This is a genomic window from Pantoea sp. UBA5923, from assembly GCF_002431095.1.
Lineage (GTDB): Bacteria > Pseudomonadota > Gammaproteobacteria > Enterobacterales > Enterobacteriaceae > Pantoea > Pantoea piersonii.
Genome location: NZ_DJDN01000029.1, coordinates 137,928 through 154,234 on the forward strand (window position 1 = coordinate 137,928; position 16,307 = coordinate 154,234).

A 16,307-nucleotide genomic window follows, 5' to 3' on the forward strand; every position below is an offset into this window, starting at 1 on the left:
TTCAACAGGTGATTAATCATTTTCACTACCAAATTGTTACGCTGTCACAAAAACAGCGCACGCCAGGCACAGCAACGGCGCGAATTTAGGCTAGCCTTGCTGAATAACAAAAGGGAGATGTATGACTGAGAGCGCACACCTGCAGGTCAGCCACCGCGGCTGGATCCTGTTCGCCTGTATGCTGGCGATGTTTATGGCCGCGATTGAAGTGACTATCGTCGCGACGGCAATGCCAACCATTATTGCCGATCTGGGCGGATTTTCGCAGTTTGGCTGGGTTTTCTCTGTCTATCTGCTGACTCAGGCAGTGAGCGTGCCGCTCTATGGTCGCCTGGCGGATATGTGGGGACGGCGCAGAATGTTCTTTATTGGCACCTCGCTGTTTCTGGTCGGCTCGGTGCTCTGCGGCTTCGCCCACAGCATGCTGTGGCTGATCCTGTTCCGCGCTTTTCAGGGGTTAGGCGCAGGGGCGATTATGCCGCTCAGCTCAACCATCGTGGCGGACATCTACTCGCCGCGCGAGCGCGCCAGCGTGCAGGGCTGGCTCTCCAGCGTATGGGGCGTGGCGGCGATCGTCGGTCCGCTGACCGGCGCCTGGCTGGTGGAGCACTTCAGCTGGTCGCTGATCTTCTGGGTCAATCTGCCGATAGGGCTTATCAGCATGGCGATGCTGGCGCGCTTTCTGCCTGCGCACTGCATCGAAGAAAAGCCGCAACCGCTTAACGTGACGGGTAGCGTCTGGCTGATGGTGAGCGTCAGCGCGCTGTTGATGGCGCTGCTGCAGGCGGAGTGGCTCGGCTACTGGCTGATCGCTTTTCTGCTGCTGGCGCTGTTCGCCGGCTGGCAGCTGAAAAAGCATGAGCTGCGCGCCGCTGCGCCGCTGTTTCCGCTGGAGATATGGCGTAGCCGTCTGGTTATCGCCGGGAATATCGGCAATCTGATTATCGGCGCGGCCATGATGGGGATCAGCGCCTTTTTGCCGACCTGGATTCAGGGCATTACCGGCGGCACGCCGTTGCAGGCGGGCAGCGCGCTGGCCATGATGTCGATCGGCTGGCCGCTCGCCAGCACGCTCAGCGGGCGGCTGATGCTGCGCACCTCTTATCGCTTCACCGCCCAGCTTGGCGCGCTGCTGCTGGTCGCGGGCAGCGCCTTGCTGCTGCTGTTGCGCGCTGACAGCTCGCTGTTTCAGGCTGGCGCCACCGCCTTTGTTATCGGTACCGGCATGGGGATGACCAGCACCACTTTTCTGGTGTCGGTGCAAAACCATGCGCACTACGATATTCGCGGCATCTGCACCGCGTCGATTATGTTTAGCCGCATGATGGGGTCGGCGGTGGGCACCGCGCTGATGGGCGCCGTCCTGAACCTCAACCTGTCGCAGCGGCTGCCGCACGCGCAGGATCCGGTGCAGCAGATTATGTCCGCGCCGACGCGCGAGGCGCTCTCCAGCGAGACGCTGCACCATATGGTGCTGGCGATCGCCGCCTCGCTGCACTGGGTGTTTGTCGTGGCGCTGGTGATTGCGCTGTTTGCGCTGGGTGTGGCGTGGATGATGCCGCGACAGCGGCCGGAGCATGCGGAATAAAAAAGGGCGACTGCGCGCCCTTTAAGGTTACTGAGCAGGCGCGTCCTGCGAGCTGCCCGCGCTGTCGGGCACGCTGCCCTCGTCGCTGCGTCCCACGCGCTTATAAACAATTTTCTGTGTGTCGTTTTCGCAATGGCCCACCACCTGGCCACTTGCCTGGTCAACCTGATCGTTAGGCACGATATCCAGCGAGAAACCCGATTCCGGGACGCCGTTCTGGATAATTTTCTGGCTGATATCCGCCTTGACGGATTCACAGGAGGCGTGTGCCAGCATCGGCAACGCCAGTAAAGTTGCGATTAACATTCCGGTCTGTTTCTTCATCATCTTCTCCTTTTGCGTAGTGAACCTTACTGACTATAGCATTTCGTGGGAAAAATCAGGGCGTGACCAGGCGGCCGGTACGGCGATCCAGGCAGCGCAGGGTATTGGGTTCCCAGTAGGCGTTAACGTTGTAGCTTTTTTCACAGGCGTCGCGCGTATCAAATGCGCGATCGGCTTTATCAAATTCTTTCTCAGCGCGGGTGTTTACTTTGTGGCGCAGGCGCTGGGTATCATTCCATTGCTCTTTGCTCTGACGCGCGGCTTCGTTACTGGCGGCGCTGCTGCCATCTTCAATAATCAGGCGACTGGTATTGGCGCTGGCCTGTACGGCGGTCAGCATCGCGCTGCTGGCCAGCAGCGCGGCGAGCAGGGTCGGAAACAATTTTTTCATCATCTTTTCCTTCGGTTAATGCCTGGCGCACAGGAGTGACTCAGGGTTGCGGCAGGCAGTGCTTAGTATATCATCGCGCTTTATTTGCTCACCAGTAGTGGGCGTTCTGTTTACCTTTGCGAGAGGATCCCATGCTGGTTAAAACCGCGCTGCTCTTTTTTCTCACCGCCATCGCGGAGATTGTCGGCTGCTTTTTACCCTGGCTTTGGCTGAAAAAGAATGCTTCCCCCTGGCTGCTGCTGCCTGCCGCGCTGAGTCTGACGGCCTTTGTCTGGCTGCTGACGCTGCATCCGGCGGCGAGCGGGCGCGTATATGCGGCCTACGGCGGCGTTTACGTACTGACTGCGCTGCTGTGGCTGCGCGTGGTGGATGGCGTAAAGCTGAGCGCGTGGGACTGGAGCGGGGCGCTGGTGGCGTTTTGCGGCATGCTGATTATCGTGGCGGGCTGGGGTCGCGCCTGAACAGAGGCCAGCCCGGCGGGCTGGCCTGTGGCATCATCAGGGCTTGTGCACTTTCAGACCGGCCTGCGTCTGGCTTACCGGCATCATTTCAAGCGTGTTGATATTGACATGCTTCGGCAGCGTGACGACCCAGTACACAGCCTCGGTCACATCCTCCGGCGTTAGCGCCGTCGCGCCTTCGTAAACTTTATCCGCTTTTTCATCGTCGCCTTTGAAGCGCACGTTAGAGAACTCTGTGCCGCCCACCAGGCCTGGTTCGATATCGGTGACGCGCAGCGCGGTTCCATGCAGGTCGGTGCGCAGATTCAGGCTGAACTGGCGCACAAAGGCTTTGGTCGCGCCATAGACGTTGCCGCCCGCATAGGGCCAGCTTCCGGCTACGGAGCCGATATTGATAATATGGCCGACGTTGCGCTCGACCATATCCGGCAGCAGGGCGCGTGTCATATAGACCAGCCCTTTGGTATTGGTGTCGATCATATTTTCCCAGTCTTCAACGTTGGCGCGATGCGCCGGCTCGATGCCGAGCGCCAGTCCGGCGTTATTAATCAGCACGTCGATATTGCGCCACTCGGCGGGCAGAGAGGCGACCGCCTCCTCAATGGCGGCGCGGTTGCGCACGTCAAGCTGTACGGTATAGAGGTTTTCGCCCAGTTCCTCTTTCAGCTCCTGTAAACGCTCAGCGCGGCGTCCGCTGGCAATAACTTTATGACCTGTTTCAATGAATCGGCGGGTGATACTTTGACCAAAACCGGCGGTCGCGCCGGTAACAAAAATAATCATCTCACTGTTCCTTAAACAATTGCAGGTTTAATAGTCCCTTGATATTAAGAGCAAATCTTCAAACAAAAAAGGTTTGCGGGCCAAAACGCCCTAATTAAGAAAGCTGCGGCAGGTATTTAAGGGCGGAGGGCGATGGTCTGATCGACTGCCAAAGGGGGTGTTAATGGCCAGATGGAAACGCCTTTTCTCCGGGATCTGGTTATTAGCGCCTGGAGCATTGCTCATAACCACAGAAAATTTTCTGGAAGATATGCTAAAACAGCCTTCAATCGCAGCGGTGTAACCATCTCAGGGAGCCATACGCTTTCTGCGTGTGATCGGATGGGGATAAGATCCGCGGAGCGGCAGAGAGGGGCTAATGTGAACTGCCTAATCGCGACAGCCCTTAGTTCTGATGAGCCTGTAGAGAGAGAAATAGCATTCATCACAAAAAGAAGAATCCACAGAGAAAAGGCGTTGTATAACCGTTCGGCGAGCGCCGCAATATAAACAAAGACGAGATGGCAATATTTTCATGGAAAGTCTCTTAATAATTCAACCGACGGCTTGCAATATCAGACTCTGCCGGGCGGTGTTTTAGTGATGCTGGCACGTTCAATAAAGGAATTATATAGGGCTTAAAAGAAACCCAAAGTAAACAGAAAGGCATGAAAAGCATTTTTCATTGAGATATATCATGTTCATTTTGTTTTGTTAGCCAGGCTGGATCTTTCTTGTGCTTGATTTCACTGCTGTTTTATCAAGCGGAATTTTACAGGTTAGAAATTCTCGAATTTTTAGATAGTTTTCCAGGGGGATTTTGCAGGTAAGTTATTAATTTAGGTAAATATTTAAATCACTATTACTCCATGGCAAATGAAACTTATCCTGAGATCTCAATTACAAGGAGATCTTATGGAAAGTAAATGTGTAAAAGATGCAATTCACATTTGTCGCCTGATGTTTGGCCAGGCGGTGCTGGAGCTGCTTCAGGATAATCAGTTTGTAACGAACACCGCTATTGAAGAGAAAGTAAAGAAAATGCTGCCTGACCGAAAACCAGAACTGGTTTATAAAATTGCCATGGAGTTGCTTAAACATGATATTCATTGATGCCCTTCATTTTTAAGTAAAAAAATCCCGGCAGAAAACCTGCCGGGCTATGCCCTGGTGAGGCGTGTGTAATCAGTGTGTTTACTTTTCGCGCCGCTTATTGCGAACGCTGGTAAAGTTCTCTCCCTTGATAAAGGTATTGCTAAAGTATAGTTGCAGGTAAAATGGTAATTAATGAAGCATAAAAGGAGTAATTATCTGCGGCTGTATCTTTGGGGCTATAAAATAGAGATCTTATATGCAGGCACTATTATTTCGGTAAAGGTCATTTTTCGATGAGGTTATCAATACGCCTGCCGATACGGAGAGAAAGTGGAGTAGCCGCATTACCAGGTAGTAAGTTTCTGTTTAGCGCCATCTGCTTAATCCTTAAGTCAGTGTAAAGGGTGTTAACCGTTCGCCAGGCAATATGTAAAGAAATTGCCTGAGGGAGGGCAGAACGGTTAACCGCTTTTATATTAGAGAATTTGTATATTAAGTAAATGTTTGCGGCTCACGGATTGCGTCTCATTTGGCTATGAATGTGATTTGATACAATCTGAGTATAATGGCGCAAAATTTTTACTCTCTGTTTTGAAAGCATTAATTCTGGCACGCAAGTACCCAATTCACAGGTCTCCTTTAATATCATCAGGGGCATGAATGCGGATAAAAACATAGCGCCGTTCAATCTGGTGCGCTTCTGCCAGCAACTTTTTGTTATCCGCTAAAGCAGTGCCACCAGACCAAAGGAAAGAATTTGATCAGCCAGAACCCATTGAGTTAGCGGGTATTGCGGTTATTATCATGGGCCTGCTGCTGTTGACCTTTACCTGAAGGAACATCTGTGACTGATATTACTATTTACCACAATCCGGCCTGCGGGACGTCCCGCAACGCGCTGGCGCTTATCCGCAACAGCGGCGTTGAGCCATCAGTTATTCTGTATCTGGAAACGCCACCGACGCGTGACCAGTTAAAAAAACTGATTGAGGATATGGGCATAAGCGTGCGGGAACTGCTGCGTAAAAATACTGACCCTTATGAGCAGCTGGGGCTGGCAGAAAACCGGTTCAGCGATGACGAACTGCTCGATGCCATGCTGGCTTATCCCATTCTTATTAATCGACCTGTGGTGGTTACGCCGCTCGGTACGAAACTCTGCCGTCCGTCTGAAGCGGTTCTGGATATTCTGCCTGACCCGCAGCAGGGAGCCTTTACCAAAGAGGAAGGCGAAGTGGTGATTAATGCGCAAGGTAAACGCGTCTGCCTCTGATTTTGTGCTGACAGCGGTGGCTGTTGCCGCTCTGATAAACCTGCCATTCGTGAGGCGTGCGGTTATGGGCATCTCAACACCCCGTTGAAATCGCTTATACTCTCCCTCCCTTACTGTGCAGGAATCGTCACTTGACCATTGAAACTCAACGGCTGGCTAATGAACTGCGCCAGGTTATCAGCGCTTTTGTGCGCAAGGCGCGCGTGGCAACCGCCACCGTACGAACTTCACAGCATGAAACCCTGGATCTGCTTGATACGCATCAGGCGCTCTCTATCGCGGAGCTTGCCCGACTGCGCGGTGTTAAACATCAAAGTATGCGTCTGGTCATTAATGAGCTGGAGCAGCAAGGTCTGGTACAGCGGCAAAAAAGCCCGCAAGACGCGCGGGCGCAGCTGATCGTGCTTAGTGAAAGCGCTCGCGCATCGCTGGCAGACGCGCGGGCACAACGTAGCGAGTGGATAGCAAAGCAGATTGCCGACAAGTTTGATGCTGCTGCACGTGAGGATCTCCAGAAAGGCCTGGCGGCGCTGCGTAAACTGCTTTAACCCTGCTTGAGCTGGTTTACCACTTGCGCGAGCGTATTTAATCCCCAGTGCTCGACGTACTGCCCATTCTCAATGCGAACCATATCCATTACCGCAATGGTTAGCTTTTTGCCGGTGGGCGCCACGCCCAGCAGCTCTCCGTTGTGCACGCCTGTTATCGTTTTACGTGTAGTAACCCAGTCGCGTTCGGCAATCTGATCTTCGATGCTGACCTGCAAATCTGTCAGCGCGGGAAAGAGGATCTGATTAAAGGTACGCCACAGACTTTCACGATCGTTGGCTGTACCCGCTGGGGCAGATCGATTAATGAAACGGGGCGCAACCAAATCCTCAAACGCCTGACGATTGCCTTCGGCAATCACCTGCTGGTTAAAGCGCTGCACAACGATTTTGTTCTCTTCAGACATACCAGACTCCGCAATATATACAGTTAAACTGTATATAATTAAGCAGTACGGAGCTTTAACGCGATAGGTAAGTTGTGCGGTGGGGTGAGAAGAGCCTAAACGGCCGCGCTATTCACTATCCAGCGCATAGTTATTTCAGTTAACTCTTTCCCTGAATACTGCCCCGCAAGGCTCTTTCCGCCGCGCCGCCATCTCGTCTCTGGCCGCCGAGACGACACGCCTCACATCAGTCAAAGCAATCACACTAATCGCTGAAGCTATGGCCGCGTTAGTCGATAACCCAGGTACAGCTCATCTCTGAAGATGAGTATGAATCATGAGTTCTGATTGCGAACGGACCTGCTTTTAGCCCTCCCTTTTTTCTACACCAGCACACGCACTCCTTTTAATTGCAGAGGAAACAATAATATGTCTGCCATCAAGACAATAAGTCAGCTCTTTACAGGTTCCCGCATTACAGGTGCGTCTCAGCCTACGGACGGCATTTTCAACTGCGGAAATCTGCCCGCTTCTCTCTCTGCAGCAGGCCTCAGCAATCGCGCTGCGGGCATTTTGTTGACGTTCGTACCGCCCGAGGCGGATTTTCAGAAGGTCAGCCAGGCATGGCAACGTTTTACCTCGGCGGATTTAACCGTCGTTACGCTCTCCTCTAACGGCGCACTCAGCGCCAGCGGCAGGCAGACAACATACTGCAAAGGGGATGGACAGGAGGGTAGCTGGCTCTGGTTGCCCCGTACTCTGATTGCGCAACATGAGACGCATATTGTCGATCTGCATCTGCAAGACACCCACACCGCGACCGATCACATCAGCGCCATTGAGCGGGAGCTGGCAGCCCTGAAAGTGCGTATGCCGCTCTCTGCTGACCGCACCTTCGCCATGATCTACTGCGACGGACTTTCAGCATCGGAAGGCTTTTTGATGCAGGCCTGGTATAACAGCGGTCGTTTTCCCTGCCTGGCCATTGGCGGTTCTGCGGGTGGGCGCGTGTCCTTTGACGGCACCTGGATCGGCGTAGGCGGCCGCGTGTTGCAGGGGAAAGCGGTAATCGTTTTCTGCCAGATGGCAGCAGGCAAATCATTTTCCCCCTTTAAGAGCCAAAACTTCGAGCCGCTTAACAAAAGCTGGTTAATTGCGGAAGCCGATCCGGTTACGCGCACCCTGACCTCGGTGTTTAATGAGCAGGGGCAGCAGCAGCCTTTTATCCGCGCGCTGACAGAGCACCTTAACTGCAACGAAACGCAGCTTAATGAGCGACTGAAAGGCCTGACTTTTGCGGTAAAGGTAGGCGAGGCGTTTTTTATTCGTTCCGTGGCGAAGATAGACAGCCAGAACGTGCATTTTTTCTGCGATCTGGAGTTTGGCGATCGGCTCTTTTTAATGCGGGAGACCGACTTCAAACAGGCGACGCTCCGTGACTGGCAGGCGTTTACACAGCGCCACGGTAAACCCGCGGCAATCCTGATGAATGACTGCATACTTCGTCGCGTGGGCAATGCCGACAAGCTGCATGACGCCCACTTTTTTAAAGGCATTCCCGCGGCCGGCTTCTCCAGCTTCGGTGAAATACTTGGCGTGCCGATTAACCAGACGCTCTCTGCGCTGGTGTTTTTTAATCACGATGTCAACGCGATGGCACAGTTTCCCGTGGAGTATGCCAGCTATGCCGCGCATTACGCTCAGCGTGCGCTGCGTCGCTGGGAGGCACTGAACAGAGTCCAGTCGCGCGTGCTGGCTCGCGTCGTGAATTATCAGCAGGAGCTGGCTCCTATTGTTCAGGCGCTGCCGGTGCTGGAAGCGGCAACGCAGAGCCAGAGTGAGGCGCTGGTGATGGCCGAAAGCAGTATCCGCGCCATCAGCGATATCGCGAAAGAGAGCCAGCAGGCGCAGAGCCGTTTAGGCGAGGGGCTGGACGATCTGGAAGAGATCTCAAACGGCATCAACGTCATCACGCTTGGCATCAGCAATATCGCTTTCCAGACCAATATTCTGGCGCTCAACGCGGCAGTTGAAGCAGCGCGGGCGGGCGAGGCGGGCAGGGGATTTGCCGTTGTGGCGGGGGAAGTGCGCCGTCTGGCTCACTCCTCTAAAGAGCAGGCGGAAGCCACGGCGAGCAACATCAACGATGCGGTCAGCACCATTTCGCGTATTCGCGACGTGGCGACCGGTACGGTACAAACCGCTACGGATATGGCGGAGCGCAGTATTCACGCGGCCGATAAGATTGCTGAGATGAGTCATCAGACGCGGCATGAGCGGGCAGATATAACAAAACAGCTGAACAGCCTGCGCACGCTGACGGCTGGCATGGATGCCATGCAGGAAGCGGTGGCCGAACTGAAAGTGCTGCAAACTCTCTCAACAGGCCGTTAAGGCCTGTCCGGCGCGACCCGCTCAGGCGCGCCGTTCCTGGTAGTAAAGCATCCCGGTGACTCACTGTGTCATCGGGATTTTTTTAGCTAACGCCACGCAGTGACAAAGCGCGTTCATCCTGTACAACGAGTCTGCTGCGCTGTTTCAGCGCGCGCTGCACCAGCGGTGTGCGCTGCTCCTTTGTTACCCTTTTTCCCTGCTGACGCCTTTCAGGCAGGCAACCGGTTGCGCATACGATACCGTTTTTCCGACCGACGCATTAAGGCTTCATTTACATAACGTATTGATATTCTATATTTTCTGGCATGCGGGTTGCAGTTTATCGCTTACTGTCCGACTGTTAATTGCGCCAGCGAGCGCGGAATCAAGGAGCCTTTATGCCGTTAACCTCTACTGCCATTCGCGCCAGCTTTTTCGATTTTAACGATATTGCGCACGAGCCTGAGGAGATTATGGCGCAGGCGCGCTATATCGAAGATGGCGTGCTGCTGCTGGAGGCGGGGCGTATCGTCGGGCTGCACGCCTGGGAGACGCTGCCGCATCTGCCGGGCAGCCTGATCGATCTGCGCGGCAGCCTGATTGTGCCGGGCTTTGTCGATACGCATATCCACTATCCGCAAACGGAGATGATTGGCGCTTATGGCGAACAGCTGCTGACGTGGCTGAACCAGTATACGTTTCCGGTGGAAAGCCAGTATCACTGTGTGGAGCACGCCGCCGCCATGTCCGCCTTTTTCCTGCAACAGCTGCTGGCAAACGGCACCACCAGCGCGCTGGTATTCGGCACCGTTCATCCACAGTCAGTCGAGGCGCTGTTCAGTGCGGCGGAAGCGATCGATATGCGGCTGATTGCGGGAAAGGTCATGATGGATCGCAACGCGCCGGAGGAGCTGCTGGAAACGCCGGAGCAGAGCTATGCCGAGACGCGGGCGCTGATTGAGCGCTGGCATGGACGCGGACGGCTCAGCTACGCGCTGACGCCGCGCTTTGCGCCTACCTCAACGCCGGCGCTGCTGAAAAAGGTGCAGCAGCTGCGCCAGGAGTTCCCCGATGTCTGGCTGCATACGCACCTCAGTGAAAACCCGCAGGAGGTCGCCTGGGTGAAATCGTTGTTTCCGCAGTACGAGGGCTATCTCGACGTTTATCATCGCCACCAGCTGACCGGACGACGCAGTATGTTCGCGCACTGCCTGCATCTGGAGGAGAGCGAGTGGCAGTGCCTGCACGAGACCGACTCCGCCATCGCCTTTTGCCCGACATCAAACCTGTTTCTCGGCAGCGGGCTGTTCAACCTGAAGCGCAGCTGGCAGCAGAGGGTCAAAATTGGCATCGGTACGGACATTGGCGCCGGCACCACCTTTAATATGCTTAAGACGCTGGGGGAAGCCTACAAGGTGGGGCAGCTACAGCAGTATCGGCTGAGCGCCGCGGAAGCCTTCTACCACGCCACGCTCGGCGGCGCGCACGCGCTCGATCAGCATGACAAAACAGGGAATTTCGCGCCGGGCAAAGAGGCGGATTTCGTGGTGCTGGATCGGGCCGTTTCACCGCTGCAGCAACTGCGCATGGGCAACAGCAAGGATATCTGGGAGCAGCTTTTCGTGCTGATGACGCTGGGCGACGATCGTAATATCGCCGAGACCTGGATAAAAGGACGCGCGGTATGGCGGCGCGACGACGCTAAGAGGCAGAGCTGAGTTGTTCCGGGCGCGGCAACCTGCCAGGATAATCTTTTGTACGGTAATCAGGAGCGAGGCATGAACGTCAGACAAAATCCGTTTTTTCAGGTGAGCACGTTACCTTACCAGGCGCCACCGTTTGACCAGATTCAGGAAGAGGATTTTCTGCCCGCGCTTCAGGCGGGTATCGAGGAGAAGCGTAAAGAGGTTGAGGCGATTGCGCAAAATCCCGAGGCGCCTACCTTCGCCAACACCTTCGAGGCGCTGGAGCGCAGCGGACAGCTGCTCGAACGCGTTAATCTGGTCTTTGGCGCGATGACCTCCGCCAATACCAGCGATTACCTGCAGCAGATCGATGAAGAGATTGCGCCGCAGCTGACCGCGCTGAACGATGAGATTGTCCTGAACAGCGCGCTGTTCGCGCGTCTTGACGCTGTTTATCAGCAGCGTCAGTCGCTGGCGCTCGATCCTGAGTCGCTGCGGCTGGTGGAAGTGACCTGGCAGCACTATCAGCTGTCCGGCGCCAGCCTGGACGAAGAGGCTAAACAGAAGCTCAAGGCGCTGAACCAGCAGGCGGCGCGCCTCAGCACGCGCCTCACCAATAAACTGCTGGCCGCCACCAAAGCGGGCGGGCTGGTGGTACAGAGCGCCGACGCGCTTGATGGCCTGAGCCCGGCGGATCTCGCAGTGGCGCAGGCGGCGGCGAAAGCACGCGGGCTGGAGAATGCCTGGCTGCTGGTGCTGCAGAACACCACTCAGCAACCGGCACTGCAGGCGCTGCGTTCACGAGCGACGCGGCAGGCGCTTTTTTCCGCCTCGTCCGGCCGCAGCGAAAAGGGCGATGAGAATGATACCCGCGCGCTGGTGCTGGAGCTGGCGCAGCTGCGCGCGCAACAGGCGCAGCTGCTGGGTTTCGCCAGCTTTGCCGAATGGCAGCTGAAAGATCAGATGGCAAAAACCCCGGACGCGGCGTTCGCCTTTATGCGCCATATCGTTCCGGCCGCCCGCGGGCGCGCCGAACGCGAAGCGGCCGCCATTCAGCAGACCATTGACCAGCAGCAGGGCGATTTTACCCTGGCCGCCTGGGACTGGAACTTCTACGCCGAGCAGGTGCGTAAAGCGCAGTACGATCTGGATGAGAGTCAGATTCGGCCCTATTTCGAGCTGAACACCGTACTGGAGAAAGGGGTGTTCTGGGCTGCCAGCCAGCTCTACGGCATTCGCTTCACCGAGCGTCACGATCTGCCGGTCTACCACCCTGACGTGCGCGTATATGAGATTTTCGATGTGGACGATGCGCCGCTGGCGCTGTTCTATACCGACTACTTTAAGCGCGATAACAAAGGCGGCGGCGCGTGGATGAGCAACTTCGTCAACCAGTCCAGGCTGCTCGCGACGCGTCCGGTCATCTATAACGTCTGCAACTACACCCGACCACCGGAAGGCGAACCGGCGTTGCTCAGCTGGGATGAGGTCGTGACGATGTTCCATGAGTTTGGCCATACGCTGCATGGGCTGTTCGCCACCCAGCGCTATCCCAGCCTCTCCGGCACCGCTACGCCGCGCGATTTCGTTGAGTTTCCTTCTCAGTTTAACGAACACTGGGCAAGCGAGCCGCTGGTCTTCCTGAACTATGCCCGCCACTATCAGAGCGGTGAGGCCATGCCGGAAGCGCTGCATCAGAAAATCGTACGCGCCAGCCGCTTTAATAAAGGCTATGACATGAGCGAACTGCTGGCCGCCGCGCTGCTGGATCTGCACTGGCACAGCATCCGCGTTGGCGAGGCACCGCAGTCGGTAGAGGGCTTTGAGCAGCAGGCGTTGCAGAGCGATAACCTGGCGCTGGCCGCTGTACCGCCGCGCTATCGCTCCAGCTATTTCCAGCATATCTGGGGTGGCGGCTACGCGGCCGGTTATTACGCCTATATCTGGACGCAGATGCTGGCGGACGACGGCTATCAGTGGTTTGTGGAGAACGGCGGGCTGTCGCGCGAGAACGGCGACCGCTTCCGCCAGATGATCCTGTCGCGCGGCAACAGCAGCGACCTGAAGCAGCTCTATGAGAACTGGCGCGGCGGTGAGCCGCAGCTTGAGCCGATGCTGAAAAATCGCGGTCTGGCGGATTAACCATGAGCGGGCGCAGTGCCCGCTTTTTTATCCCAGCGGGCCGCCCTCGATGGTTTCGCACATACCCGCCAGCACCCGCTCGCCGGTTTCCTGCCGCAGTTCCTGATACCAGGCCGCGGTCGCCTGCTGATCCTTGCCATGGGTTATGTCGCAGCGTTTGCGCGCTTTCAGCACCAGATCGCGGGTGCGGCTGACGCGTCTCGCCTCATAGCGCAGCAAGGCGTCCTCAATGCCCAGCGAGTGGGCGGCGAGAGAGGAGGCCAGCACCAGCGCGTCTTCCATCGCCGCGCAGCCGCCCTGACCAATATCGGGCGTCGTGCTGTGCGCCGCATCGCCCAGCAGCGCGATGCGTCCGTTGACGAAACGGCTGAACGGCTCGATATCATGGATCTCAACGCGGTTGGTGGTCGCGGGATCAATAGCCTCAATCAGTCGCTGCACAGGCTGCGCCCAGCCGTGGAAGTAACGGCGTAAATCCGCTTTGAGCGTGCTGCGATCCTCCGCCAGCCCCTTCGGTAAGGGCACGTCAAAGAAGAAATAGAAGCGGTTGCCGCTGACCGGCATTAACGAGACGCGCTTGCCTTCGCCGACGAAAGTCGTCCACTGGTCGTCGGGCGCCAGCGACGCATCGATCTCCACCAGCCCGTTCCAGTTCACATAGCCGGCATAGCGGCGTTCGACTGTTTCGCCCAGCACGCTATGACGGATAACTGAATGCGTGCCGTCGGCGGCGACCAGCAGATCGCCGTGTGCCAGCGTGCCATCTTCAAAGGTGGCGGTAACACCGTTGCTGTGCTGGGTGACCTGCGTCACGCGTTTGCCAAAGCTGACGCGTTCGCGGCCATAGCTCTCTATCAGCATCGCCTGAAGTTCGGCGCGCGCTACCGGAGAGGGATATTCGCCGACCTGGCGTACCAGCGGCTCCATACTGAAACGCGTCAGGGTCGTGCCGCTGGCGAAATCCTGGTAGGCCATATAGGCCATATTTCCGCTCAGCGCGCGCAGCTGCGCTTTCAGACCCAGCGCATTAAGGCATTTCACGCCGTTCGGCCAGACAGAGATGGCCGCGCCGACCGGCTTCATCTCCTTTACGGCTTCAAAAACGGCGGTTTCGATGCCCACTTTTTCCAGCGCGATAGCCGCGCACATTCCGCCAATACCGGCGCCAGTGATAATCGCTTTCATACCTTCCTCCTTGTTGATGCTGTAAAAGCTGCAACTTTTGTACCAACACGACAGGGGCGTATAGCGGGGCGATAGCAGAAATAAGGAAGGGTGGACGCGCCAGTAACGGGCAGAGAGGCCAGTAAAATGCCTTATCCTGGTGCGTAATGATATAGATGAATCTTTCGTTTCATACAGCAGCTGTAACCAGCAGAGGCTTTTGTATTCCGCGCACAGACATTTGCCCGTTCGCCAGCCATACTTAGCCGGTGTCGAACCCAGGGAGAGTAAAGATGAAAACTCGTTACATCATACTGATGCTGAGCGCCTTGCTGCTGGGGCAGAGCGCCGTTGCGCAACCGACCGCCTCTCAGGCGTTGTTTACGCCACGCGCGCCTGTTGTTCAGCTGACGCCTGTTGCGGCTAAATGCGATCTCGCCAGCTGCCAGCAGAACTGCTACGTAGAGCGCTCACACTGCAATACGCGCGGAAACGGCTCCTGTAGCAGCGAAGCGCAAATTTGCGTGCAGAACTGCGCCAGCCAGTGCAGATAAGGCATAAACGGCAAATCCTGCGGTTTGCCGTTTATTGATTCAGGTCAAACCATCCTGTCGCCGTTTCCCTGTCCGGCCTGCCATCACCTAAAATAGTCATTTTTCTGTCACCTGAACCGGCTTTACTGCCGGGCAGTCTCTGGGCGTTTTTAGGAATGTTATGTCTTACGTTTATCTGTTTATCGCTATAGTGGCGGAAGTGATCGCAACCAGCTGTCTGAAAGCTTCCGAATCTTTTACCCGCCTGTGGCCCGCGGTGGCAACGGTGACAGGATATGCCATCGCATTCTATTTCCTGACGCTGGTGCTGCGCACCATGCCGACCGGTATCGCCTACGCCATCTGGTCGGGCGTCGGGATTGTGCTGATTTCCGTGGTTGGCTGGGTGGTGTTCAAACAGAAGCTGGACCTGCCTGCCATTCTGGGCCTTGGATTGATTATTGCCGGGGTGCTGGTGGTAAACCTTTTTTCCAAAACGGTCGGGCATTAAGGTACCTTATTTCACTTTCATCGACGGGAGAAGAACGTGAAAAAACAGCTCACCGAGGCGGATATTCACGAGGTGCAGACCCTTTATCATAACCCTTGGTTTAGCGTGCAGAAGGCGAGTATTGCGCTTAGCGAACAGGAGCGTCGTGATTTCTATGCCGTCCATCATGAACGTCCAGCGGTAGGTATTGTGGCGATGCAGCAGGATAAGATCCTGCTGATCAAACAGTATCGTTATCTGATCGACCGCGTGGTCTGGGCGATTCCTTCCGGCGGCGTTGATGTTGATGAAACGCCCTTATGCGCCGCTCGCCGCGAGCTGCTTGAAGAGAGCGGCTATCGCGCGAAAAGCATCCGTGAGCTTATTCGTTACAACCCCTCCTACGGAAGCAGCGATCAGCTGTTTATTACCCATCTTGCCACCGATCTTGAATATGTCGGCATGGATGAGGATCAGGATGAAGTGATGGATACCGGCTGGTTTACCCGTGAGGAGATCCGGCAGCTCATCGCCAGCGGCGAAATGCCAGACGGCCTCTCGCTGGTACCGCTGCTCTTGCTGCTGGCGGATCCTTCTCGCTGAAAGGGCGTCGCGCTACTGCGCTGCGTGATACTCGGTTATCAGGATCTTAACCAGCTCTGCCGCGGCCATTTCCCGCGCCAGCACTGCGCCCTGGCCCGCCCACTGCGCGCCAAAGCCGTGTTCGCCCTGAGCCGCGGCCGCGGCGGCCAGATCTTTGCCCAGCGAGTAGGCCAGCGGATAATCCGGGATCGCCTCGCGAGGGATACCGCGCGTATAGCGGCAAAAGGCGTTGCTGAGACAGCGCGCCGGTCGCCCGGAAATCGCGGCGGTCATTTCGGTCCCGGCGGCTGCGTGGTTTTTTAACGCCGCGCGATAAGCGGCATTAGCGGCTGATTCCGGGCAGAGCACAAAGGCCGTTCCCAGCTGCACGCCCGTTGCGCCCAGCTTCATCATGGCGGCGATGGCGTTGCCGTCCATAATGCCGCCTGCGGCGATAACGGGAAGGTCGCACGACCTGACTATCGCCTGCACCAGCGTCATGGTGCTCAT

17 protein-coding genes are annotated in these 16,307 nt (G+C 56.3%); 11 read left to right on the top strand and 6 right to left on the bottom strand.

The annotated features are described in order from the left end of the window. Positions 1-121 precede the first annotated feature (121 nt). Complete coding sequence (locus tag B3797_RS08005; protein ID WP_311790810.1) at positions 122-1,588, top strand: MDR family MFS transporter; 1,467 nt, start codon at positions 122-124, stop codon at positions 1,586-1,588. Positions 1,589-1,615: 27 nt separating this feature from the next. On the opposite strand, the gene B3797_RS08010 is transcribed toward B3797_RS08005, so the two are convergent. Together B3797_RS08010 and B3797_RS08015 are read right to left on the bottom strand one after the other, a co-directional pair. Beyond that, on the bottom strand, positions 1,616-1,912 hold the full coding sequence (locus B3797_RS08010; RefSeq protein WP_311790823.1) for a DUF1161 domain-containing protein: 297 nt from the start codon (positions 1,910-1,912) through the stop codon (positions 1,616-1,618). Between the two features lie 55 nt (positions 1,913-1,967). Next, the gene (locus tag B3797_RS08015) at positions 1,968-2,303 is read right to left on the bottom strand and encodes a DUF1283 family protein (RefSeq protein WP_311781419.1); all 336 of its coding nucleotides are present in this window, start codon (positions 2,301-2,303) and stop codon (positions 1,968-1,970) included. A gap of 134 nt (positions 2,304-2,437) precedes the next feature. On the opposite strand from B3797_RS08015, the gene B3797_RS08020 reads away from it, so the two are divergent. Next, the gene (locus B3797_RS08020; protein WP_311790824.1) at positions 2,438-2,764 is read left to right on the top strand and encodes a YnfA family protein; all 327 of its coding nucleotides are present in this window, start codon (positions 2,438-2,440) and stop codon (positions 2,762-2,764) included. Between the two features lie 36 nt (positions 2,765-2,800). Here B3797_RS08020 and ydfG read toward each other — a convergent pair whose 3' ends face one another. Beyond that, entirely contained in the window at positions 2,801-3,547 is a 747-nt protein-coding gene (gene ydfG, locus B3797_RS08025) for a bifunctional NADP-dependent 3-hydroxy acid dehydrogenase/3-hydroxypropionate dehydrogenase YdfG (RefSeq protein ID WP_311790811.1), read from the bottom strand. A gap of 894 nt (positions 3,548-4,441) precedes the next feature. On the opposite strand from ydfG, the gene B3797_RS08030 reads away from it, so the two are divergent. The 3 genes from B3797_RS08030 to B3797_RS08040 all read left to right on the top strand — a co-directional run bounded on the left by B3797_RS08030 (position 4,442) and on the right by B3797_RS08040 (position 6,442). Further along, positions 4,442-4,639, top strand: a complete 198-nt coding sequence (locus B3797_RS08030; protein WP_311790812.1) for a hypothetical protein — start codon at positions 4,442-4,444, stop codon at positions 4,637-4,639. Positions 4,640-5,465: 826 nt separating this feature from the next. Then, positions 5,466-5,894: a glutaredoxin-dependent arsenate reductase gene (gene arsC / locus B3797_RS08035; protein WP_311790813.1), complete on the top strand. Its 429-nt coding sequence runs from the start codon at positions 5,466-5,468 to the stop codon at positions 5,892-5,894. Between the two features lie 131 nt (positions 5,895-6,025). Continuing rightward, positions 6,026-6,442 carry a MarR family winged helix-turn-helix transcriptional regulator gene (locus B3797_RS08040; RefSeq protein WP_311790814.1) on the top strand — a complete coding sequence of 139 codons (417 nt, stop codon included), beginning with the start codon at positions 6,026-6,028 and terminating at the stop codon, positions 6,440-6,442. Here B3797_RS08040 and B3797_RS08045 read toward each other — a convergent pair. Beyond that, complete coding sequence (locus B3797_RS08045) at positions 6,439-6,849, bottom strand: ester cyclase (protein WP_311790815.1); 411 nt, start codon at positions 6,847-6,849, stop codon at positions 6,439-6,441. The genes B3797_RS08040 and B3797_RS08045 overlap by 4 nt on opposite strands. 408 nt (positions 6,850-7,257) lie before the next feature. Between B3797_RS08045 and B3797_RS08050 the strand changes: the two genes are divergently transcribed. The 3 genes from B3797_RS08050 (at position 7,258) to dcp (ending at position 13,028) form a co-directional block, all read left to right on the top strand. After that, the gene (locus B3797_RS08050; RefSeq protein ID WP_311790816.1) at positions 7,258-9,222 is read left to right on the top strand and encodes a methyl-accepting chemotaxis protein; all 1,965 of its coding nucleotides are present in this window, start codon (positions 7,258-7,260) and stop codon (positions 9,220-9,222) included. A 377-nt stretch (positions 9,223-9,599) separates the two neighbouring features. Next, the gene (guaD, locus tag B3797_RS08055) at positions 9,600-10,919 is read left to right on the top strand and encodes a guanine deaminase (protein ID WP_311790817.1); all 1,320 of its coding nucleotides are present in this window, start codon (positions 9,600-9,602) and stop codon (positions 10,917-10,919) included. A 60-nt stretch (positions 10,920-10,979) separates the two neighbouring features. Beyond that, positions 10,980-13,028, top strand: a complete 2,049-nt coding sequence (gene dcp / locus B3797_RS08060) for a peptidyl-dipeptidase Dcp (protein ID WP_311790818.1) — start codon at positions 10,980-10,982, stop codon at positions 13,026-13,028. 27 nt (positions 13,029-13,055) lie between these two features. Here the strand turns inward: dcp and hpxO are convergent, their stop codons facing one another. Further along, on the bottom strand, positions 13,056-14,213 hold the full coding sequence (hpxO, locus tag B3797_RS08065; RefSeq protein WP_311781428.1) for an FAD-dependent urate hydroxylase HpxO: 1,158 nt from the start codon (positions 14,211-14,213) through the stop codon (positions 13,056-13,058). Positions 14,214-14,485: 272 nt separating this feature from the next. On the opposite strand from hpxO, the gene B3797_RS08070 reads away from it, so the two are divergent. The 3 genes from B3797_RS08070 to B3797_RS08080 all read left to right on the top strand — a co-directional run bounded on the left by B3797_RS08070 (position 14,486) and on the right by B3797_RS08080 (position 15,818). After that, the gene (locus tag B3797_RS08070; protein WP_311781429.1) at positions 14,486-14,746 is read left to right on the top strand and encodes a hypothetical protein; all 261 of its coding nucleotides are present in this window, start codon (positions 14,486-14,488) and stop codon (positions 14,744-14,746) included. Positions 14,747-14,906: 160 nt separating this feature from the next. Next, positions 14,907-15,236, top strand: a complete 330-nt coding sequence (locus tag B3797_RS08075; RefSeq protein WP_311790819.1) for an SMR family transporter — start codon at positions 14,907-14,909, stop codon at positions 15,234-15,236. Positions 15,237-15,272: 36 nt separating this feature from the next. Continuing rightward, entirely contained in the window at positions 15,273-15,818 is a 546-nt protein-coding gene (locus tag B3797_RS08080; protein ID WP_311781431.1) for an NUDIX hydrolase, read from the top strand. Positions 15,819-15,830: 12 nt separating this feature from the next. On the opposite strand, the gene B3797_RS08085 is transcribed toward B3797_RS08080, so the two are convergent. Beyond that, positions 15,831-16,307, bottom strand: a 477-nt coding sequence (locus tag B3797_RS08085) for an NAD(P)H-dependent flavin oxidoreductase (protein ID WP_311790820.1), incomplete at its 5' end; no start/stop codon positions are given.